This window comes from Enterobacter sp. SCRI0065 (assembly GCF_059766475.1).
This window is the reverse complement of sequence record NZ_JCBAJB010000012.1, coordinates 45,574-63,893: the sequence shown is the minus strand read 5'-3', so window position 1 is coordinate 63,893 and position 18,320 is coordinate 45,574. Positions and strand designations below refer to the sequence as shown.

Sequence of the window (18,320 nt, the reverse complement as noted above, 5' to 3'; positions counted from 1 at the left end):
TTTTTAACCTGAACGGCGACGATTGCGAGGCGCGCCGGTACGACGCGGGCCATTGCCAGAACGGGCGCGAGTCAAACGCTTCGCTGGTGGCAATTCGCTCAACAACGCTTCCGGATTGTATTTACTCTGCGGAATCGAGTGACCGATGTATGTCTCAATGGCTGTAAGATTCAAAGCATACTCTTCACACGCCAGGCTGATTGAGTGACCGCTGGCACCTGCGCGACCGGTACGACCTATGCGGTGTACGTAATCTTCGCAATCGTCCGGGAGGTCATAGTTGAAGACGTGCGTCACGGCCGGAATGTGTAGGCCACGTGCAGCAACATCGGTAGCAACCAGAATATCCAAATCGCCACGGGTAAATTCTTCAAGGATACGCAGACGTTTTTTCTGCGCGACATCGCCCGTCAGCAAGCCAACGCGATGTCCATCCGCAGCCAGATGGCCCCAGATGTCTTCGCAGCGGTGCTTGGTGTTGGCGAAGATAATCGCGCGATCTGGCCACTCTTCTTCGATCAATGTCTGCAGAAGACGCATCTTCTCTTCGTTTGATGGGTAGAAAAGTTCTTCCTGAATGCGGTGACCCGTTTTCTGTTCCGGCTCGACTTCAACGTATTCGGCGTTATTCATTTGCTCGAACGCCAGTTCGCGAACGCGGTAGGAAAGGGTTGCGGAGAACAGCATGTTCAGACGCTGCGGCGTAGGCGGCATACGGCGGAACAACCAGCGAATATCTTTAATGAAGCCCAAATCGTACATACGATCGGCTTCGTCGAGTACCACAACCTGGATTGCGCCAAGGTTGATGTGGTTTTGTTTGGCGTAGTCGATAAGACGGCCTGTGGTGCCGATAAGAATATCAACACCGCTTTCCAGCACTTTCAGCTGCTTATCGTAGCCATCGCCACCATAGGCAAGACCCAACTTAAGGCCAGTAGTCTGTGCCAGAGGTTCAGCGTCAGCATGGATTTGTACCGCAAGTTCTCGCGTTGGGGCCATGATCAGCGCACGCGGTTGGTTAACTTTTCGGTCATCAATTGCTGGATGAGTCAGTAAATAATGAAACGTTGACGTCAAAAACGCCATCGTTTTGCCAGTACCGGTTTGCGCCTGCCCTGCAACATCGCGACCTGCCAGCGTAAGCGGCAGTGCGAGGGCTTGAATGGGCGTGCAGTGATGAAAACCTTTATTTTCAAGGGCTTCAATCACTTTTGCGTGCAGGGCGAAGTCGGAAAACTTCTGTTCTGTTAAATGTGTTTTGCTCATAGTGTGGTAGAATATCAGCTTACTATTGCTTTACGAAAGCGTATCCGGTGAAATAAAGTCAACCTTTAGTTGGTTAATGCTACATCAACACGTCGTTGATTAATCCTACACCAACACGCCAGGCTTATTCCTGTGGAGTTATATATGAGCGATAAAATTATTCACCTGACTGACGACAGTTTTGACACGGACGTACTTAAAGCTGACGGGCTGACACTCGTCGATTTCTGGGCTGAATGGTGTGGTCCTTGCAAAATGATCGCTCCGATTCTGGATGAAATCGCTGACGAATATCAGGGCAAACTGACCGTTGCCAAGCTGAACATCGACCAGAACCCGGGCACCGCGCCTAAGTACGGCATTCGCGGTATCCCAACCCTGCTGTTGTTTAAAAACGGCGAAGTCGCTGCAACCAAAGTGGGCGCCTTGTCCAAAGGTCAGCTGAAAGAGTTCCTGGACGCTAATCTGGCGTAAGGTTTCTCGGCTTGTGGCGTCTGGAATTCCGAAATGATGCGGATCTCTGGACGCCCGGCTTTAGTCGTGCTAAGTTACTTATGACTTCGATTTAAACATACCTTGTCGTTCTTGTTTTACCCGATGCTTCCCGTTGTTGACATAAAACATTGCGTGAAGATGCTAGATTCCGGGCTTGTCACTCAATCCGTCTTGTCGTTTCAGATCTGCGTTCTTTCCCTGTAACCAGACAGCGAACAGACATGAGTTGATGGCCGCAAACAGGCATGGATGACCCTTCCATACCATTCACAAATTAAGTTCGAGATTTACCCCGAGTTTAAGAACCCACACCATTATGAATCTTACCGAATTAAAGAATACGCCGGTTTCTGAGCTGATTACTCTCGGCGAAAACATGGGCCTTGAAAACCAAGCCCGTATGCGCAAGCAGGACATCATTTTTGCCATCCTGAAGCAGCACGCAAAGAGTGGCGAAGATATCTTTGGCGACGGTGTACTGGAGATATTGCAAGACGGATTTGGTTTCCTCCGTTCTGGAGACAGCTCCTACCTCGCCGGTCCTGATGACATCTACGTATCCCCTAGCCAAATCCGCCGTTTCAACCTTCGTACTGGTGACACCATTTCAGGTAAGATTCGTCCTCCTAAAGAGGGTGAACGCTACTTTGCGCTGTTGAAAGTTAACGAAGTTAACTACGACAAGCCTGAAAACTCGCGTAATAAGATCCTGTTTGAAAACTTAACGCCGCTGCACGCAAACTCTCGTCTGCGTATGGAGCGTGGTAACGGTTCTACCGAAGACCTGACGGCTCGCGTTCTGGATCTGGCTTCTCCAATTGGTCGTGGTCAGCGTGGTCTGATCGTGGCACCGCCGAAAGCGGGTAAGACTATGCTGCTGCAGAATATCGCGCAGAGCATTGCTTACAACCATCCAGATTGCGTACTGATGGTTCTGCTGATCGACGAACGTCCTGAAGAAGTGACAGAGATGCAGCGTCTGGTTAAAGGTGAAGTTATTGCTTCTACCTTTGATGAGCCAGCTTCTCGCCACGTTCAGGTCGCGGAAATGGTTATCGAGAAAGCGAAGCGTCTGGTTGAGCACAAGAAAGACGTTATCATTCTGCTCGACTCCATTACTCGTCTGGCGCGTGCGTACAACACCGTGGTTCCGGCTTCCGGTAAAGTACTGACTGGTGGTGTGGATGCGAACGCATTGCATCGTCCGAAGCGTTTCTTCGGCGCGGCGCGTAACGTGGAAGAGGGCGGAAGCCTGACCATTATCGCGACTGCTCTGGTCGATACTGGCTCTAAAATGGATGAAGTTATCTATGAAGAGTTTAAAGGTACCGGCAACATGGAACTGCATCTGGCACGTAAAATTGCAGAGAAGCGCGTCTTCCCGGCAATTGACTACAACCGTTCCGGTACGCGTAAAGAAGAGCTGCTCACCACCCAGGAAGAGCTGCAGAAAATGTGGATCCTGCGTAAGATCATTCACCCAATGGGCGAAATCGACGCAATGGAATTCCTCATTAACAAGCTGGCGATGACCAAAACAAACGACGATTTCTTCGACATGATGAAACGCTCGTAAACCAAATAAACCCAGCAAACGCCACGTTTTTACGTGGCGTTTTCTTTTTATGGGCTATAGGCTATAACCACAGACTCCCCTTTTTTGACTGGTTAGTCCGAATATAGGATTATTCGTACAGTTAAAAAAATAATAGATTGAATAATAAACAAATGAGGGTGCAAGAGACTTGCTTTTGCCTTCTGAGGCTGCGCTTTCATGGTTATACTTCTGGAACTAACATTTGTTGAGAGCATCCATTGTGAACCTACTTGCTACGTTTACTGAGCTAACCAGTATTTTTCTTTTTACCACCTGCTTTTTGTTTCTTGCACGTAAGGTGGCAAAATATCTGGGGTTAGTGGATAAGCCCAACTTCCGTAAACGTCATCAGGGCCTGATCCCGCTGGTGGGTGGCATCTCCGTTTTTGCAGGTATCTGTTTTACTTTCGCCATCGCGGATTACTACATCCCCCACGCTAAACTGTATATATCCTGCGCCAGTGTCCTGGTCATCGTGGGAGCGCTTGACGATCGTTTTGACATCAGCGTCAAAATCCGAGCTTTTGTTCAGGCCGCTGTTGCTATCATTATGATGGTCGTTGCGAAGCTCCATTTAAGCAGTCTCGGCTATATATTTGGCTCATGGGAAATGCTGCTGGGGCCGTTTGGCTATTTTCTGACGCTTTTCGCCGTTTGGGTGGCAATCAATGCCTTCAATATGGTGGATGGTATCGATGGCCTGCTGGGTGGACTTTCAAGTGTCTCCTTTGCAGCAATCGGTATTATTTTGTGGTTTGACGGGCAATACAGTCTCGCGATGTGGTGCTTTGCGATGATTGCGGCGATCCTGCCTTATATCCTTCTTAACCTTGGCGTGCTGGGTCGTCGCTATAAAGTCTTTATGGGCGATGCAGGAAGTACGTTTATCGGGTTTACCATAATCTGGATTTTATTAGAAACGACGCAGGGGAAAACGCACCCTATAAGCCCGGTAACGGCGCTGTGGATTATCGCTATTCCACTAATGGATATGGTCGCCATTATGTACCGTCGACTGCGTAAAGGGATGAGTCCTTTTTCTGCAGACCGTCAGCATATTCATCATCTGATTATGCGTGCCGGCTTCACATCGCGTCAGGCATTCGTGCTGATTACGCTGGCGGCTGCTATTCTGGCCGCTATTGGTGTGGCAGCGGAGTATGCTCATTTTATTCCTGAGTGGGTAATGTTGGTATTATTCTTGCTAGCATTTTTCCTGTATGGCTACTGCATAAAGCGCGCATGGAAGGTTGCGCGTTTCATTAAACGTCTGAAGCGCAGGATGCGTCGTAATAGTGGCAATAATCCAACTTTAACTAAATAAACTGGGATTGTGATGACTCAACCGGTGGCAGGAGCGAAATCAGTGGTAACTGAGAATGAGCTGGATATTCGTGGTTTGTTTCGCGTGCTGTGGGCGGGCAAGCTGTGGATCGCAGGAATCGCGCTGGGATTCGCGCTGTTTGCGCTGGCGTATACCTTTTTTGCAAAACAAGAGTGGAGCGCAACGGCGATCACTGACAGGCCAACGGTGAATATGCTGGGAGGATTTTATTCCCAGCAGCAATTCCTGCGTAACCTCGACATCAAGGCCAATCTTGCCTCCGCCGATCAGCCTTCAGTGATGGATGAATCTTATAAAGAATTCATTATGCAACTGGCCTCATGGGATACGCGCCGTGACTTCTGGTCGCAGACGGATTATTACAAACAACGTATGGTGGGTAATAGCAAAGCTGACGCAGCGCTGCTTGATGACCTGATCAATAACATCCAGTTTATACCGGGTGATGTGCTGCGTAACGTCAATGACAGCGTCAAGCTGATTGCAGAGACGGCACCTGATGCGAATAACCTGTTGCGTCAATACGTCGCCTTTGCCAGCCAGCGCGCGGCCAGTCATCAGAATGACGAACTAAAAGGCGCATGGGCGGCACGTACCATTCAGATGAAGGCGCAGGTTAAACGCCAGGAAGAAGTGGCTAAAGCGATTTATTCTCGCCGCGTTCATAACATTGAGCAGGCGTTGCAGATCGCAGAGCAGCGCAATATCTCCCGCAGTGAAACGGATGTTCCAGCCGATGAGTTGCCAGACTCCGAGATGTTCCTGTTGGGGCGTCCTATGCTGCAGGCTCGCCTTGAAAACCTGAAGGCGGTTGGCCCTGATTTTGACCTCGATTACGATCAGAATCGCGCCATGCTCAATACGCTGAACGTAGGTCCGACTCTGGATCCACGTTTTCAGACCTATCGTTATTTGCGAACGCCTGAAGAACCCGTTAAACGCGATAGTCCGCGTCGCGCATTCCTGATGATTATGTGGGGGATCGTGGGCGTGCTGGTTGGCGCAGGCGTAGCGTTAACGCGTCGTCGTACAAATTAAGAACGCTATCAACGATGAGGGCTGCGGCCTTCATCGTTTAATCGAAGAGAATCGATGTGAAAGTACTTACCGTATTTGGCACAAGGCCGGAGGCCATCAAGATGGCGCCCCTGGTTCATGCGCTGGCAAATGACGCTTATTTTGAGGCGAAAGTTTGCGTTACCGCGCAGCATCGGGAGATGCTTGATCAAGTCTTAAATCTCTTTTCCATTGTCCCGGATTACGATCTTAATATTATGAAACCGGGACAAGGGTTAACGGAAATTACCTGCCGTATTTTGGAAGGGTTGAAACCTATTCTGGAATCTTTCAAACCTGACATTGTCCTGGTCCACGGTGATACCACCACGACGATTGCGACTAGCCTGGCAGCCTTTTATCAGCGCATTCCCGTGGGGCATGTCGAAGCGGGCTTACGTACCGGCGATTTGTCGTCCCCATGGCCTGAAGAGGCCAACCGTACCTTGACTGGCCATCTGGCGAAGTATCACTTCGCTCCTACCGAAAACTCACGTCAAAATCTGCTGCGCGAAAACATTAGCGATGACAACATTTTTGTCACGGGCAATACGGTCATTGATGCGCTGATTTTGGTGCGGGATCGCGTGATGGACAGCGACACTTTGCGTGCAGAGCTGGCTGAGCGTTATCCGTTCCTCGCTAACGGGAAAAAGATGATCCTGGTCACCGGTCATCGTCGCGAAAGCTTTGGTCGCGGGTTTGAACAAATCTGCCACGCGCTGGCGGAAGTCGCCGCGCAAAATAAAGATGTGCAGGTTGTTTATCCTGTTCACCTCAATCCCAACGTCAGTGAGCCGGTCAACCGCATTTTGGGCCATGTTGAAAACGTCATGCTCATTGAGCCGCAGGATTACCTGCCATTCGTTTGGCTGATGAATCATGCCTGGCTGATTTTGACCGATTCTGGCGGTATTCAGGAAGAAGCACCTTCGCTGGGTAAGCCGGTGCTGGTGATGCGCGAAACCACCGAGCGCCCAGAAGCGATTAAAGCTGGCACGGTACGTCTGGTGGGCACCGACTCACAGCGTATCGTGGAAGAAGTCACGCGCTTGCTGCACGACGAAGAGGAATATCAAGCCATGAGCCGTGCCCATAATCCTTATGGCGACGGACAGGCCTGTAGCCGTATTTTGCATGCACTTAAACACAATCGGGTATCGCTATGAGTTTTACGACCATCTCCGTCATTGGCCTTGGCTATATTGGACTGCCGACCGCAGCTGCCTTTGCCTCACGTCAAAAGCAGGTTATCGGGGTGGATATCAACCAACATGCGGTTGATACCATTAACCGTGGTGAAATTCACATCGTAGAACCCGACCTCGACAGCGTGGTAAAGACCGCCGTCGAAGGTGGATATCTGACCGCCAGCATTGCGCCAGTCGAGGCAGATGCCTACCTGATCGCCGTTCCCACACCGTTCAAAGGCGACCATGAGCCTGATATGGTTTATGTCGAAGCGGCAGCGAAATCAATCGCGCCGGTGCTGAAAAAAGGTGCGCTGGTGATTCTGGAGTCTACGTCTCCTGTCGGTGCGACCGAGCAAATGGCGCAGTGGCTGGCTGAGGCTCGTCCAGATCTCACCTTCCCGCAGCAGTCGGGGGAACTGGCTGATATCAATATTGCGTACTGTCCTGAACGCGTTTTACCCGGGCAGGTCATGGTTGAACTGATTAAAAATGACCGCGTAATTGGCGGGATGACGCCAGTGTGCTCCGCGCGTGCCAGCGAGCTTTATCAAATTTTCCTCGAAGGCGAATGCGTGGTGACGAACTCTCGCACCGCAGAAATGTGCAAGCTCACTGAAAACAGCTTCCGCGATGTCAATATTGCTTTCGCGAATGAGTTATCGCTAATTTGCGCCGATCAGGGGATCAATGTCTGGGAGCTCATCCGTCTGGCGAATCGCCATCCGCGAGTGAATATCCTGCAACCCGGCCCGGGTGTAGGCGGTCACTGTATCGCCGTTGACCCGTGGTTTATCGTGGCGCAAAACCCGGATCAGGCAAGACTGATCCGAACCGCTCGTGAAGTGAATGATGGCAAGCCCCACTGGGTGATGAATCAGGTCAAAGCGACGGTAGCGGATTGCCTCGCCGAGAGCGGTAAGCGCGTAAGCGAGCTGAAAATCGCCTGCTTCGGCCTTGCTTTTAAGCCCAATATTGACGACCTGCGCGAAAGCCCGGCAATGGGTATCGCCGAGATGATTGCCGCCTGGCACACCGGTGAAACGCTGGTGGTTGAACCCAACATTCATGTTCTGCCAAAGAAACTGGTCGGGCATTGCCAGCTGACAAGCTTAGACGATGCGCTTGCGACGGCAGACGTGTTGGTGTTGCTGGTGGATCACAAAGAATTTAAAGCGGTCAGCGGTGACGCTGTGCGTCAACAATACATTGTTGATACCAGGGGCGTCTGGCGTTGAGTCCATTACGTGGTTCTCTTGAACCGCTGGCCTGGGAAAGCCAGTTTTTTGGCATTTCCTCCGCGATTGTTCGCTTCAGTGACAACGCTCCAGAACTGACTTTGGCAGATTTCTTACCGTGGCAACGGCTTCAGGCCAAAATTCCGGCAGGGTGCGCCGATCTGCTGGACGCGCTCCAGCAGTCTGGCTTCCAGTTGGTTGAAGGCGAAGTTGATCTAACGATTGCCGTTGGGTTACATCGCGCAACGGAAGCCGACAGGGCGACAGCACAAGATATTCCTGCCCTGCGCCAGATGGCCGCGCTGGCCTTTGCCCAGAGTCGGTTCCGCTCGCCGTGGTACGCCATGGAAGATAGCGGTCGTTTTTACGCCCAGTGGGTAGAAAATGCAGTCAAAGGCACGTTCGATCATGAATGTTTGGTCTTTCGAGATCCTGATGGTGCGATTCAGGCCTTTGTTTCATTGCGGCAGCTCAATGACAGCGAGGCGCGCATTGGCCTGCTGGCCGGACGTGGCATGGGCGACAAACTCATGCAGGCCGCATTGAACTGGGCGCAACAGCGTCAGCTTTCAATTCTGCGGGTGGCGACCCAAATGGGTAATACCGCCGCGCTTAAACGTTATATTGCGAGTGGTGCCAATGTAGACGCCACCGCCTACTGGCTATACAGGTGACAAGATGATTCCATTTAACGCACCTCCCGTTGTGGGAACCGAACTCGATTACATGCAGTCTGCGATGGGCAGCGGCAAACTTTGTGGTGACGGCGGCTTTACCCGTCGATGCCAGCAGTGGATGGAGCAGCGTTTTCACAGCGCTAAAGTCCTTCTCACGCCATCCTGCACCGCGTCGCTGGAGATGGCAGCCTTGCTGCTGAATATCGGCCCTGGTGATGAAGTCATCATGCCGAGCTACACCTTTGTTTCAACGTCGAATGCGTTTGTTTTGCGTGGAGCCAAAATTATCTTTGTCGATATCCGCCCGGATACCATGAACATCGACGAAACCTTAATTGAAGCGGCGATCACCGACAAAACTCGCGCGATTGTGCCCGTTCATTACGCTGGCGTAGCGTGTGAAATGGACACCATTATGGCGATCGCCAAAAAGCATAATCTTTTTGTTGTGGAAGATGCCGCGCAAGGCGTGATGTCGACCTACAAAGGTCGTGCGCTGGGAACCATTGGTCATATCGGCTGCTTTAGTTTTCACGAAACCAAAAACTACACCGCGGGTGGTGAAGGCGGCGCAACGTTAATTAACGATCGTGCGCTGATTGAACGTGCGGAAATCATCCGTGAAAAAGGCACTAACCGCAGCCAGTTCTTCCGTGGACAGGTTGATAAATATACCTGGCGTGATATTGGCTCCAGCTATCTGATGGCTGACCTGCAGGCGGCCTATCTCTGGGCGCAACTGGAGGCGGCAGATCGTATTAATCAGCAGCGTCTGACGTTGTGGCAAACCTATTATGATGCGCTTGAGCCGCTGGCTAAAAGCGGGCGTATTGAGTTACCAACCATTCCGGTTGACTGCGTGCATAACGCGCATATGTTCTACCTTAAGCTGCGCGATAACGACGATCGTAATGCGTTGATTGCGTATCTGAAAGAAGCCGAAATTATGGCGGTATTCCATTATATTCCGCTGCACTCCAGCCCTGCCGGAGAGGCGTTTGGCGAATTTATTGGTGAAGACCGCTACACCACAAAAGAAAGTGAGCGTTTGCTTCGCCTGCCGCTGTTCTACAACCTCGCGCCAGTAAACCAGCGCACGGTGATTAACACGCTTCTGAGTTATTTCGGCTGATATGTCTCTTGCTAAAGCCTCCGTGTGGACCGCGGCGTCCACACTCGTCAAGATTGGCGTCGGATTACTGGTCGTTAAGCTGCTGGCAGTCTCATTTGGTCCTTCGGGCGTAGGTCAGGCGGGGAATTTTCGTCAACTGGTCACCGTGCTTGGCGTACTCGCAGGAGCCGGTATTTTCAACGGCGTAACCAAATACGTCGCGCAGCATCACGACGATGCAGAAAAGCTCCGTACGGTCGTGGGAACCTCTTCCGCTATGGTATTGGGCTTTTCAACGCTGCTGGCGGTGATTTTTCTGCTGGCAGCGGCACCGATAAGCCAGGGGCTTTTTGGCCACACCGATTACCAGGGGCTGGTGCGCCTGGTCGCACTGGTGCAGATGGGTATCGCCTGGGCCAACCTGCTTCTGGCGCTGATGAAAGGTTTCCGGGACGCTGCCGGAAATGCGCTGGCGCTGATTCTGGGCAGTATTATTGGCGTTATCGCCTATTACTTCTGTTATCGCCTGGGCGGTTACGAAGGTGCGCTGCTTGGCCTGGCGCTAGTCCCTGCGCTGGTTGTCATTCCGGCTGCGTTTATGCTGATACGCAGAGGAACCATTCCGCTTCACTATTTAAAGCCACAGTGGGATAAAGTCCTGGCGGGGCAGTTAGGGAAATTTACCCTAATGGCACTCATTACTTCCGTCACGATACCCGTTGCCTATGTGATGATGCGAAACCTGTTAGCGGCCCATTACAGCTGGGATGAAGTGGGTATCTGGCAAGGTGTGAGCAGTATTTCGGATGCCTACCTCCAATTTATAACGGCTTCCTTTAGCGTCTATTTGCTGCCAACCTTATCTCGCCTGACGTCCAGGCAGGATATTACCCGCGAGATTGTCCGCTCCTTACGCTTTGTCCTTCCGGCTGTTGCTGCGGCGAGTTTTACCGTCTGGCTGCTACGTGATGTCGCCATCTGGCTTCTGTTTTCTGCCAGGTTTATCGCTATGCGCGACCTGTTTGCCTGGCAGCTGGTGGGGGATGTGCTGAAAGTGGGCGCTTACGTTTTCGGTTATCTGGTGATCGCTAAAGCGTCTTTGCGGCTGTATATTCTGGCGGAAATTAGCCAATTTGCCCTGCTGACGGGCTTTTCGCACTGGCTGATCCCGACGCACGGTGCGCTGGGCGCGGCTCAAGCCTATATGGCGACTTATATTGTTTACTTCGCTGCCTGTTGCGGCGTATTTTTACTTTGGCGTAGACGCGCATGACTGCACTGATACACGTGCTGGGATCGAATATCCCGCATCATAACCAAACCGTTTTGCGGTTCTTTAACGACGAACTGGCTGCTACTGGCGTAGACACGCGCGAATTTATGGTGGCGGGCCAGGATAACGGGTTGAGCGCCGAATTTCCGGCGCTAACAATCACCTTCTTTGCGGATAAAGCAACGCTGGCAAAAGCGGTGATTGCCATGGCGAAATCCAGTCGCGAGCAGCATTTCTTCTTTCACGGACAATTTAATACCGGACTATGGCTGGCGCTGCTGAGTGGAGCTATCAAGCCCGCGCAGTTTAACTGGCATATCTGGGGCGCAGATCTTTACGAAATCTCACGCGGCTGGAAATTCCGACTGTTTTATCCGCTGCGTCGTATGGCGCAAGCGCGGGTTGGCTGTGTGTTTGCCACGCGAGGCGATCTCAATCACTTTGCGAAACAGCATCCAAACGTACGGGGAGAGTTACTTTATTTTCCGACGCGCATGGATCCCGCGCTAAACACCCTGGCGAACGACCGCCAACGTGAAGGGAAGCTGACGATTCTGGTGGGTAATTCGGGCGATCGCAGCAACGAACATATCGCGGCGTTGAAAGCTGTCCATCAGCAGTTTGGCGACACGGTGAACGTTATTGTCCCGATGGGCTATCCTGCAAATAACGACGCTTACATTTCAGAAGTTCGTCAGAGTGGATTAGCGTTATTTAGCCCTGAAAATCTTCAGATTCTGAGTGAGAAACTCGCATTTGAAGCGTATCTGACGTTGCTTCGACAGTGCGATCTTGGCTATTTCATTTTCGCCCGCCAGCAGGGGATTGGGACGCTGTGCCTGCTTATTCAGGCCGGAATTCCATGCGTGCTCAATCGCGAAAATCCGTTCTGGCAGGACATGGCGGAGCAGCAGATTCCCGTATTGTTCACGTCAGACGATCTCAACGAAGGTGTGGTGCGGGAAGCTCAACGTCAGCTGGCATTGGTGGATAAAAATGCCATCGACTTTTTCAGCCCAAATTATCTCGCGCCGTGGCATCAGGCGCTGCGGATTGCTTCCGGAGAAAAAGCATGAGCCAATTGCAATTTAGCGGCCTGTTGGTGATTTGGCTTCTCAGCTCACTGTTTATCGCGACATTGACCTGGTTTGAATTCCGCCGCGTCCGTTTTAACTTCAACGTTTTCTTCTCGTTGTTGTTTTTGCTCACCTTTTTCTTCGGCTTCCCGCTGACCAGCATTTTAGTCTTCCGCTTTGACGTTGGTGTCGCGCCGCCAGAAATCCTCATGCAGGCCTTGTTGTCAGCAACCTGCTTCTACGCGGTCTACTACGTTACCTATAAAACGCGCTTGCGGCCGGTGAATCATGCTCCGCGACGGGCGTTGTTCACGATGAATCGGGTTGAGACGCACCTGACATGGGTGATGTTGATGATTATCGCGCTGGTCAGCGTCGGCATCTTCTTTATGCATAACGGCTTTCTGTTGTTTAAGCTCCAGTCGTATAGCCAGATTTTCTCGGCGGAAGTTTCAGGCGTTGCGCTCAAGCGTTTCTTTTACTTCTTCATTCCGGCAATGCTGGTGGTCTATTTCCTGCGACAGGACAGCAAGGCGTGGCTCTTTTTCCTGGTGAGCACCGTAGCATTTGGTTTGCTGACCTACATGATTGTTGGCGGTACGCGCGCCAATATCATTATCGCCTTCGCTATCTTCCTGTTTATTGGCATTATTCGCGGATGGATCTCGTTGTGGATGTTAGTCGCGGCGGGGGTGTTCGGTATTGTGGGGATGTTCTGGCTGGCCCTAAAACGCTATGGGCTTAACGTTGCGGGTGACGAAGCCTTTTACACCTTCTTGTACCTTACGCGCGATACCTTCTCACCGTGGGAAAACCTGGCCCTGCTGCTGCAAAACTACGATAAAATTGATTTTCAGGGGCTGGCGCCAATTGTGCGTGATTTCTACGTATTCATCCCCACCTGGCTGTGGCCGGACAGGCCTGGCGTTGTTCTGAATACGGCAAACTACTTTACGTGGGAAGTGCTCAACAACCACTCGGGGCTTGCGATTTCCCCGACGTTAATCGGTTCGCTGGTCGTCATGGGTGGGGTCTGGTTTATTCTGCCTGGTGCGGTAGCGGTTGGGCTTATCATCAAATGGTTTGACTGGCTATACGTGCGGGGCAACGAAGAGACGAATCGCTATAAGGCAGCCATTTTGCACAGTTTCTGTTTTGGTGCCATTTTCAATATGATCGTGCTGGCACGCGAAGGGCTGGATTCGTTCGTTTCACGCGTTGTGTTCTTTATGGTGGTTTTCGGCATCTGCCTGTTACTGGCGAAGCTGTTGTACTGGCTATTTGAAGCCGCAGGGCTTATCCACAAACGTGAACCTCGGCCCATCAGGACGCTTTCTCAAGTCTGAGTAAGGATAATCATGACTGACAATACCTCCGCGCCAGTCTATGCACTGCGCGGCCTCAAGCTTATCGGCTGGCGTGATATGCAGCATGCACTGGACTACCTGTGCGCCGATGGCAAAATCAAATCCGGTACCTTGGTTGCTATCAACGCAGAAAAGATGCTGGCGATAGAAGATAACGCGGAAGTTAAAGGCCTGATCGAGGCGGCAGAGTTCAAATACGCCGACGGCATCAGCGTGGTGCGCTCGATACGTAAGAAATTCCCTCAGGCGCGCGTCTCGCGCGTGGCAGGCGCGGATCTGTGGGAAGCGTTAATGGCGCGAGCCGGAGCAGAAAATACGCCAGTTTTTCTTATCGGTGGCAAGCCCGGCGTGCTCTCACAAACGGAGCAGAAACTGCGTGCGCAGTGGAATGTTAATATTGTGGGCAGCCAGGATGGGTATTTTAAGCCGGAAGACCGTCATGCCCTTTTTGAACGCGTCCGTGACAGCGGGGCGAAGATTGTGACCGTCGCGATGGGGTCGCCGCGCCAGGAGATCCTGATGCGTGACTGCCGGCAGGTATGTCCTGATGCACTCTATATGGGGGTTGGCGGTACCTACGATGTCTTTACTGGCCACGTTAAGCGCGCACCAAAAGTGTGGCAAAATTTAGGGCTAGAGTGGCTCTATCGCCTCTTATCTCAGCCTACCCGCATTACACGACAGATTAAGCTACTGCGTTACCTCGGCTGGCACTACACCGGGAAAATGTAATCAAAATGTAGCGCGATATGCTGTTCGCGCTCCAACTCCCCTGCAAAACCGCTGCCTTTATGTGCAATACGTTCATTTTTTTAATGCATCGTTTGCCATTTGGCACATTTTACGAAACCATTCCTCCCCGTATTTCAGTACCCCATAAAAATAACCGGCAAAAGCCGGGCAACAGCAAACACAACCGAGGATTTATGGCAGAGAAAAAACCTGAGCTACAGCGTGGGCTGGAAGCTCGACATATCGAATTGATAGCGCTAGGCGGCACGATTGGCGTAGGCCTGTTCATGGGCTCCGCCAGCACGCTCAAATGGGCTGGCCCGTCTGTACTGCTGGCCTATATCGTTGCTGGCCTGTTCGTCTTCTTCATCATGCGTTCGATGGGCGAAATGCTTTTCCTTGAGCCGGTTGCCGGTTCATTCGCGGTCTATGCTCATCGTTATATGAGCCCGTTTTTTGGCTATCTCACGGCGTGGTCATATTGGTTTATGTGGATGGCCGTTGGGATATCGGAAATCACCGCAATAGGGGTCTACGTTCAGTTCTGGTTCCCGGACATGGTGCAATGGATACCCGCGTTGATTGCGGTAGGGCTAGTCGCTCTCGCTAATCTCGCGGCCGTGCGCCTGTACGGTGAAATTGAGTTCTGGTTTGCCATGATTAAAGTCACCACCATCATCGTGATGATAGTGGTGGGTCTGGGCGTGATTTTCTTTGGCTTTGGCAACGGCGGACAGGCGATTGGCTTTGGTAATCTAACCGACCATGGCGGCTTCTTTGCGGGCGGCTGGAAGGGCTTCCTGACGGCGCTCTGTATCGTTGTCGCGTCCTATCAGGGCGTTGAGCTTATCGGCATTACTGCCGGTGAAGCGAAAAACCCGCAGGTTACGCTGCGTAGCGCGGTGGGCAAAGTGCTGTGGCGCATCCTGATTTTCTATGTGGGCGCGATTTTCGTCATCGTGACTATTTTCCCGTGGAATCAGATTGGCACCACCGGCAGCCCGTTTGTGCTGACGTTCGCCAAAATCGGTATTACCGCAGCAGCAGGTATTATTAACTTCGTGGTGCTGACGGCGGCGCTTTCAGGCTGTAACAGCGGGATGTATAGCTGCGGGCGTATGCTTTATGCACTGGCTAATAACCGTCAACTTCCGGCGGTGGTTGGGAAAGTCTCCCGCGTAGGCGTGCCGGTTGTGGGTGTGGCGATTTCCATTGCTATTCTGCTGATTGGATCGTGCCTGAACTATATTATCCCCAATCCGCAGCGTGTGTTTGTCTACGTGTATAGCGCAAGCGTACTGCCGGGGATGGTGCCGTGGTTTGTCATACTGATTAGCCAACTGCGCTTCCGACAGGCTCACAAAGAGGCGATTGCCAGCCATCCGTTCCGCTCGATTATGTTCCCGTGGGCAAACTACCTCACGATGGCGTTCCTGGTTTGCGTTTTAATCGGGATGTACTTTAATGAAGACACCCGCATGTCGCTGTTTGTCGGGATGATCTTTATGGCCGCCGTCAGTGTGGGATACAAACTCTTTGGTCTCAGCGGCCGGGCGGAAAGCCAGAAAGTGGAGTAATTAGCGACAAAGTGCGCAAAGCATAACCAAACGCGCATTTATTTTGAAAAAGCACTAGACAGCAGACCGAGACCTCCGTAATATCCAGCCCCGCAACGGCGCTAAGCGCCCGTAGCTCAGCTGGATAGAGCGCTGCCCTCCGGAGGCAGAGGTCTCAGGTTCGAATCCTGTCGGGCGCACCATTTACCCGGTGCTAGAGCTGCGGTGGTCTGTTAAGTAGACAGAACCGCGTGAAAGAATAAGTTGTGGTGGCTATAGCTCAGTTGGTAGAGCCCTGGATTGTGATTCCAGTTGTCGTGGGTTCGAGTCCCATTAGCCACCCCATTATTAAATAAGTTGTGATACGCGACGGTGGCGGAATTGGTAGACGCGCTAGCTTCAGGTGTTAGTGTCTTAACGGACGTGGGGGTTCAAGTCCCCCCCCTCGCACCACGACTTAAAGCATTAAACTAAAAAGTTAAAAAAGCAGTATATCGGCGAGTAGCGCAGCTTGGTAGCGCAACTGGTTTGGGACCAGTGGGTCGGAGGTTCGAATCCTCTCTCGCCGACCAATTTTGAACCCCGCTTCGGCGGGGTTTTTTGTTTTCTACCGTTTCAACTCCTCTGTCGCTATTTCCACACATAAAACTGTCCCTTTGTCGTCATTTGATGACACTTAATCAACTGATTTTCATTGGTTTTTTATTTTCATCCTATAGTTGTCTCTTTCAGGCGACACTCGAGCCTTTCATGACGCTTAATTCTGCGTACTGGAAGCGTCTTTACGGGAAAAAAACGTTTAATCTTAAAATGTTGCGTTATGTAAAAGTTCTACGTGTAACGTTGGCACGTTACATGCAATAATATCCGTGTAGATGCTCATTCCACCTCTTATGTTCGCCTTCGGGCCTCATAAACTCAGGAATGACGCAGAGCCAATTAAGGTGCTTATCGTCCACTGAAAGATGTCGCTTCGGCCTCATCAAACACCATGGGCATTACGTTGAGTGAAGCACCGCTATGTTGTCAAACAGACCTGTTTAACGCCTGCTTTTTTAAGCAGGCGTTTTTTTATGGTCAAAAAGGGGATTGGCTGGCCCGGTAAGCAACGCGTCACCGGGCAGCAGGTCGTGTAGGTGATTACTGAGAAGGATTGTTCTGTAACGTTAGCAGCAGCCCATCGCGACGCATCGCGGCGGCCTCTTCTGGCTTGTGCTGCTTATCCAGCGTATCGGCAAGCCATGCATAGTCAAACGCGTCAGGGCGCTGTTTCAGCGCGGCGCGGAAGGCGAGACTCGCTTCCTGCCATTCACCGTGTTTCATCAGCGACTGACCCAGCGTGCTCCAAAGCAGCGGACGATCGCCCACGTTTTTGATTTGCTGGCGGAGCATTTTTTCCATTTGCTCCGGGTTATTCGTTTTGAGGCGCGGAATCATCATTACCAGGCGGTCATCGTACTGACGCTTCAGTCCATCAAGAATAATCTCCTGCGCGGTGTCATGATCGTCACATTCGATAAGATGCTCTGCCATGGCAACCTGCAGTGGAACTTGCTGACGCGTTTTACGGCTTTGATTCTTCCACCAGGTTTTCAATCCATCGCTGCCCAGATCGGCACGCGCCTGGTCCATCAGGCCAATCCACGCCTGCCGTTGAAGCGCATCGCGATGCTCATCGTCGCCAACGTCTGCTTTCGCCATAGACGGAATGATATCGAGCAGCGATCCCCAGGCGCCGGTACGGATGTACGCCTGCTCTGCAAGACGCAGCACTTCCGGGTGGCGTGGGGTAATTTCTAACAGACGGTCAATCCCATGACGGGCGGCGTGATTTTCATTACGTGCCAGCTGCAGACGAACCCGGGTGATCTCAACCGGGATCTGATCGTTAGATGCCAGTTCCGAGGCGCGCTCAAGATGCTGATTGGCACGTGCTTCATCACCACGTTGCTGTGCGGCCTCTGCGGCCAGTAAATAGTTAACCACTGGCTGCTCGGCGTGATCGGCATTTTTCGACATCAGCTTTTCTACCTGCTGATAGTCACCTTCTGCCAGTTTCAGCAGCGCCTGTTCGGTTTGCTTGCGCGCGCGGCGGCGTTTACGTCCAACGAACCAGCTACGGGTATGCGCGCCCGTGCGGAAAATACGGCGCAGGATCCACTCCACAACAAACAGCACGACCAGCGCGAGGATCAAGATGATCACCAGGCCCGTGACGCTGGTTTCAATGTTGTAATTGTCAGTCTGGATTAAGACGTAGCCCTGATGCCCGGCCAGCATGGGACCCAGTACGATCCCCGCGATCAACAATAAAAAGAGTAATAAGACTTTTAACATG

General features: G+C 51.9%; 15 protein-coding genes and 4 tRNA genes. 17 read left to right on the top strand and 2 right to left on the bottom strand.

Features of this window, described 5'->3' with window-relative positions; translation table 11 throughout:
- Positions 1–3: 3 nt before the first annotated feature.
- Positions 4–1,269 carry an ATP-dependent RNA helicase RhlB gene (rhlB, locus tag AC6EMZ_RS21345; protein ID WP_498404845.1) on the bottom strand — a complete coding sequence of 422 codons (1,266 nt, stop codon included), beginning with the start codon at positions 1,267–1,269 and terminating at the stop codon, positions 4–6.
- A 144-nt stretch (positions 1,270–1,413) separates the two neighbouring features.
- Between rhlB and trxA the strand changes: the two genes are divergently transcribed.
- The 17 genes from trxA to AC6EMZ_RS21260 all read left to right on the top strand — a co-directional run bounded on the left by trxA (position 1,414) and on the right by AC6EMZ_RS21260 (position 16,554).
- Positions 1,414–1,743, top strand: a complete 330-nt coding sequence (gene trxA / locus AC6EMZ_RS21340; RefSeq protein ID WP_004386384.1) for a thioredoxin TrxA — start codon at positions 1,414–1,416, stop codon at positions 1,741–1,743.
- A 337-nt stretch (positions 1,744–2,080) separates the two neighbouring features.
- Positions 2,081–3,340, top strand: coding sequence for a transcription termination factor Rho (rho, locus tag AC6EMZ_RS21335; RefSeq protein WP_015960963.1), 1,260 nt, complete (start codon positions 2,081–2,083; stop codon positions 3,338–3,340).
- 241 nt (positions 3,341–3,581) lie between these two features.
- Positions 3,582–4,685 (top strand): UDP-N-acetylglucosamine--undecaprenyl-phosphate N-acetylglucosaminephosphotransferase, encoded by a 1,104-nt coding sequence (wecA, locus tag AC6EMZ_RS21330; protein ID WP_498404844.1) that lies wholly within the window; start codon positions 3,582–3,584, stop codon positions 4,683–4,685.
- A gap of 12 nt (positions 4,686–4,697) precedes the next feature.
- Positions 4,698–5,744, top strand: coding sequence for an ECA polysaccharide chain length modulation protein (gene wzzE / locus AC6EMZ_RS21325; protein ID WP_498404843.1), 1,047 nt, complete (start codon positions 4,698–4,700; stop codon positions 5,742–5,744).
- 56 nt (positions 5,745–5,800) lie between these two features.
- Positions 5,801–6,931, top strand: coding sequence for a non-hydrolyzing UDP-N-acetylglucosamine 2-epimerase (gene wecB / locus AC6EMZ_RS21320; protein WP_498404842.1), 1,131 nt, complete (start codon positions 5,801–5,803; stop codon positions 6,929–6,931).
- Positions 6,928–8,190 (top strand): UDP-N-acetyl-D-mannosamine dehydrogenase, encoded by a 1,263-nt coding sequence (gene wecC / locus AC6EMZ_RS21315; protein ID WP_498404841.1) that lies wholly within the window; start codon positions 6,928–6,930, stop codon positions 8,188–8,190. The genes wecB and wecC overlap by 4 nt, the downstream gene beginning before the upstream one ends.
- Entirely contained in the window at positions 8,187–8,864 is a 678-nt protein-coding gene (gene rffC / locus AC6EMZ_RS21310) for a dTDP-4-amino-4,6-dideoxy-D-galactose acyltransferase (protein ID WP_498404840.1), read from the top strand. Before wecC ends, rffC begins: the two co-directional genes overlap by 4 nt.
- Positions 8,865–8,868: 4 nt before the next feature.
- On the top strand, positions 8,869–9,999 hold the full coding sequence (gene rffA / locus AC6EMZ_RS21305; protein ID WP_498404839.1) for a dTDP-4-amino-4,6-dideoxygalactose transaminase: 1,131 nt from the start codon (positions 8,869–8,871) through the stop codon (positions 9,997–9,999).
- Position 10,000: 1 nt separating this feature from the next.
- Positions 10,001–11,251 (top strand): lipid III flippase WzxE, encoded by a 1,251-nt coding sequence (gene wzxE, locus AC6EMZ_RS21300; RefSeq protein ID WP_498404838.1) that lies wholly within the window; start codon positions 10,001–10,003, stop codon positions 11,249–11,251.
- Complete coding sequence (locus tag AC6EMZ_RS21295; RefSeq protein ID WP_498404837.1) at positions 11,248–12,327, top strand: TDP-N-acetylfucosamine:lipid II N-acetylfucosaminyltransferase; 1,080 nt, start codon at positions 11,248–11,250, stop codon at positions 12,325–12,327. Before wzxE ends, AC6EMZ_RS21295 begins: the two co-directional genes overlap by 4 nt.
- The gene (wzyE, locus tag AC6EMZ_RS21290) at positions 12,324–13,673 is read left to right on the top strand and encodes an ECA oligosaccharide polymerase (protein WP_498404836.1); all 1,350 of its coding nucleotides are present in this window, start codon (positions 12,324–12,326) and stop codon (positions 13,671–13,673) included. The genes AC6EMZ_RS21295 and wzyE overlap by 4 nt, the downstream gene beginning before the upstream one ends.
- Before the next feature lie 12 nt (positions 13,674–13,685).
- On the top strand, positions 13,686–14,426 hold the full coding sequence (gene wecG / locus AC6EMZ_RS21285; RefSeq protein WP_498404834.1) for a lipopolysaccharide N-acetylmannosaminouronosyltransferase: 741 nt from the start codon (positions 13,686–13,688) through the stop codon (positions 14,424–14,426).
- A 194-nt stretch (positions 14,427–14,620) separates the two neighbouring features.
- Positions 14,621–16,003, top strand: coding sequence for a bifunctional threonine/serine APC transporter ThrP (gene thrP, locus AC6EMZ_RS21280; RefSeq protein ID WP_498404833.1), 1,383 nt, complete (start codon positions 14,621–14,623; stop codon positions 16,001–16,003).
- A gap of 105 nt (positions 16,004–16,108) precedes the next feature.
- Positions 16,109–16,185, top strand: a tRNA-Arg gene (locus AC6EMZ_RS21275).
- A gap of 66 nt (positions 16,186–16,251) precedes the next feature.
- Positions 16,252–16,327 (top strand) — tRNA-His (locus AC6EMZ_RS21270).
- Positions 16,328–16,348: 21 nt separating this feature from the next.
- Positions 16,349–16,435 (top strand) — tRNA-Leu (locus tag AC6EMZ_RS21265).
- Positions 16,436–16,477: 42 nt separating this feature from the next.
- Positions 16,478–16,554: transfer RNA gene (locus AC6EMZ_RS21260), tRNA-Pro, on the top strand.
- Positions 16,555–17,122: 568 nt separating this feature from the next.
- Here AC6EMZ_RS21260 and hemY read toward each other — a convergent pair.
- Positions 17,123–18,319 carry a protoheme IX biogenesis protein HemY gene (gene hemY / locus AC6EMZ_RS21255; RefSeq protein WP_498404832.1) on the bottom strand — a complete coding sequence of 399 codons (1,197 nt, stop codon included), beginning with the start codon at positions 18,317–18,319 and terminating at the stop codon, positions 17,123–17,125.
- Between the last annotated feature and the right edge of the window lies 1 nt (position 18,320).

Coding starts and splice junctions, on each gene's coding strand:
- rhlB (WP_498404845.1), bottom strand. CDS start 1,269: ATGAGCAAAACACATTTAACAGAACAGAAGTTTTCCGACTTCGCCCTG.
- trxA (WP_004386384.1), top strand. CDS start 1,414: ATGAGCGATAAAATTATTCACCTGACTGACGACAGTTTTGACACGGAC.
- rho (WP_015960963.1), top strand. CDS start 2,081: ATGAATCTTACCGAATTAAAGAATACGCCGGTTTCTGAGCTGATTACT.
- wzzE (WP_498404843.1), top strand. CDS start 4,698: ATGACTCAACCGGTGGCAGGAGCGAAATCAGTGGTAACTGAGAATGAG.
- wecC (WP_498404841.1), top strand. CDS start 6,928: ATGAGTTTTACGACCATCTCCGTCATTGGCCTTGGCTATATTGGACTG.
- rffA (WP_498404839.1), top strand. CDS start 8,869: ATGATTCCATTTAACGCACCTCCCGTTGTGGGAACCGAACTCGATTAC.
- wzxE (WP_498404838.1), top strand. CDS start 10,001: ATGTCTCTTGCTAAAGCCTCCGTGTGGACCGCGGCGTCCACACTCGTC.
- AC6EMZ_RS21295 (WP_498404837.1), top strand. CDS start 11,248: ATGACTGCACTGATACACGTGCTGGGATCGAATATCCCGCATCATAAC.
- wzyE (WP_498404836.1), top strand. CDS start 12,324: ATGAGCCAATTGCAATTTAGCGGCCTGTTGGTGATTTGGCTTCTCAGC.
- wecG (WP_498404834.1), top strand. CDS start 13,686: ATGACTGACAATACCTCCGCGCCAGTCTATGCACTGCGCGGCCTCAAG.
- thrP (WP_498404833.1), top strand. CDS start 14,621: ATGGCAGAGAAAAAACCTGAGCTACAGCGTGGGCTGGAAGCTCGACAT.
- hemY (WP_498404832.1), bottom strand. CDS start 18,319: ATGTTAAAAGTCTTATTACTCTTTTTATTGTTGATCGCGGGGATCGTA.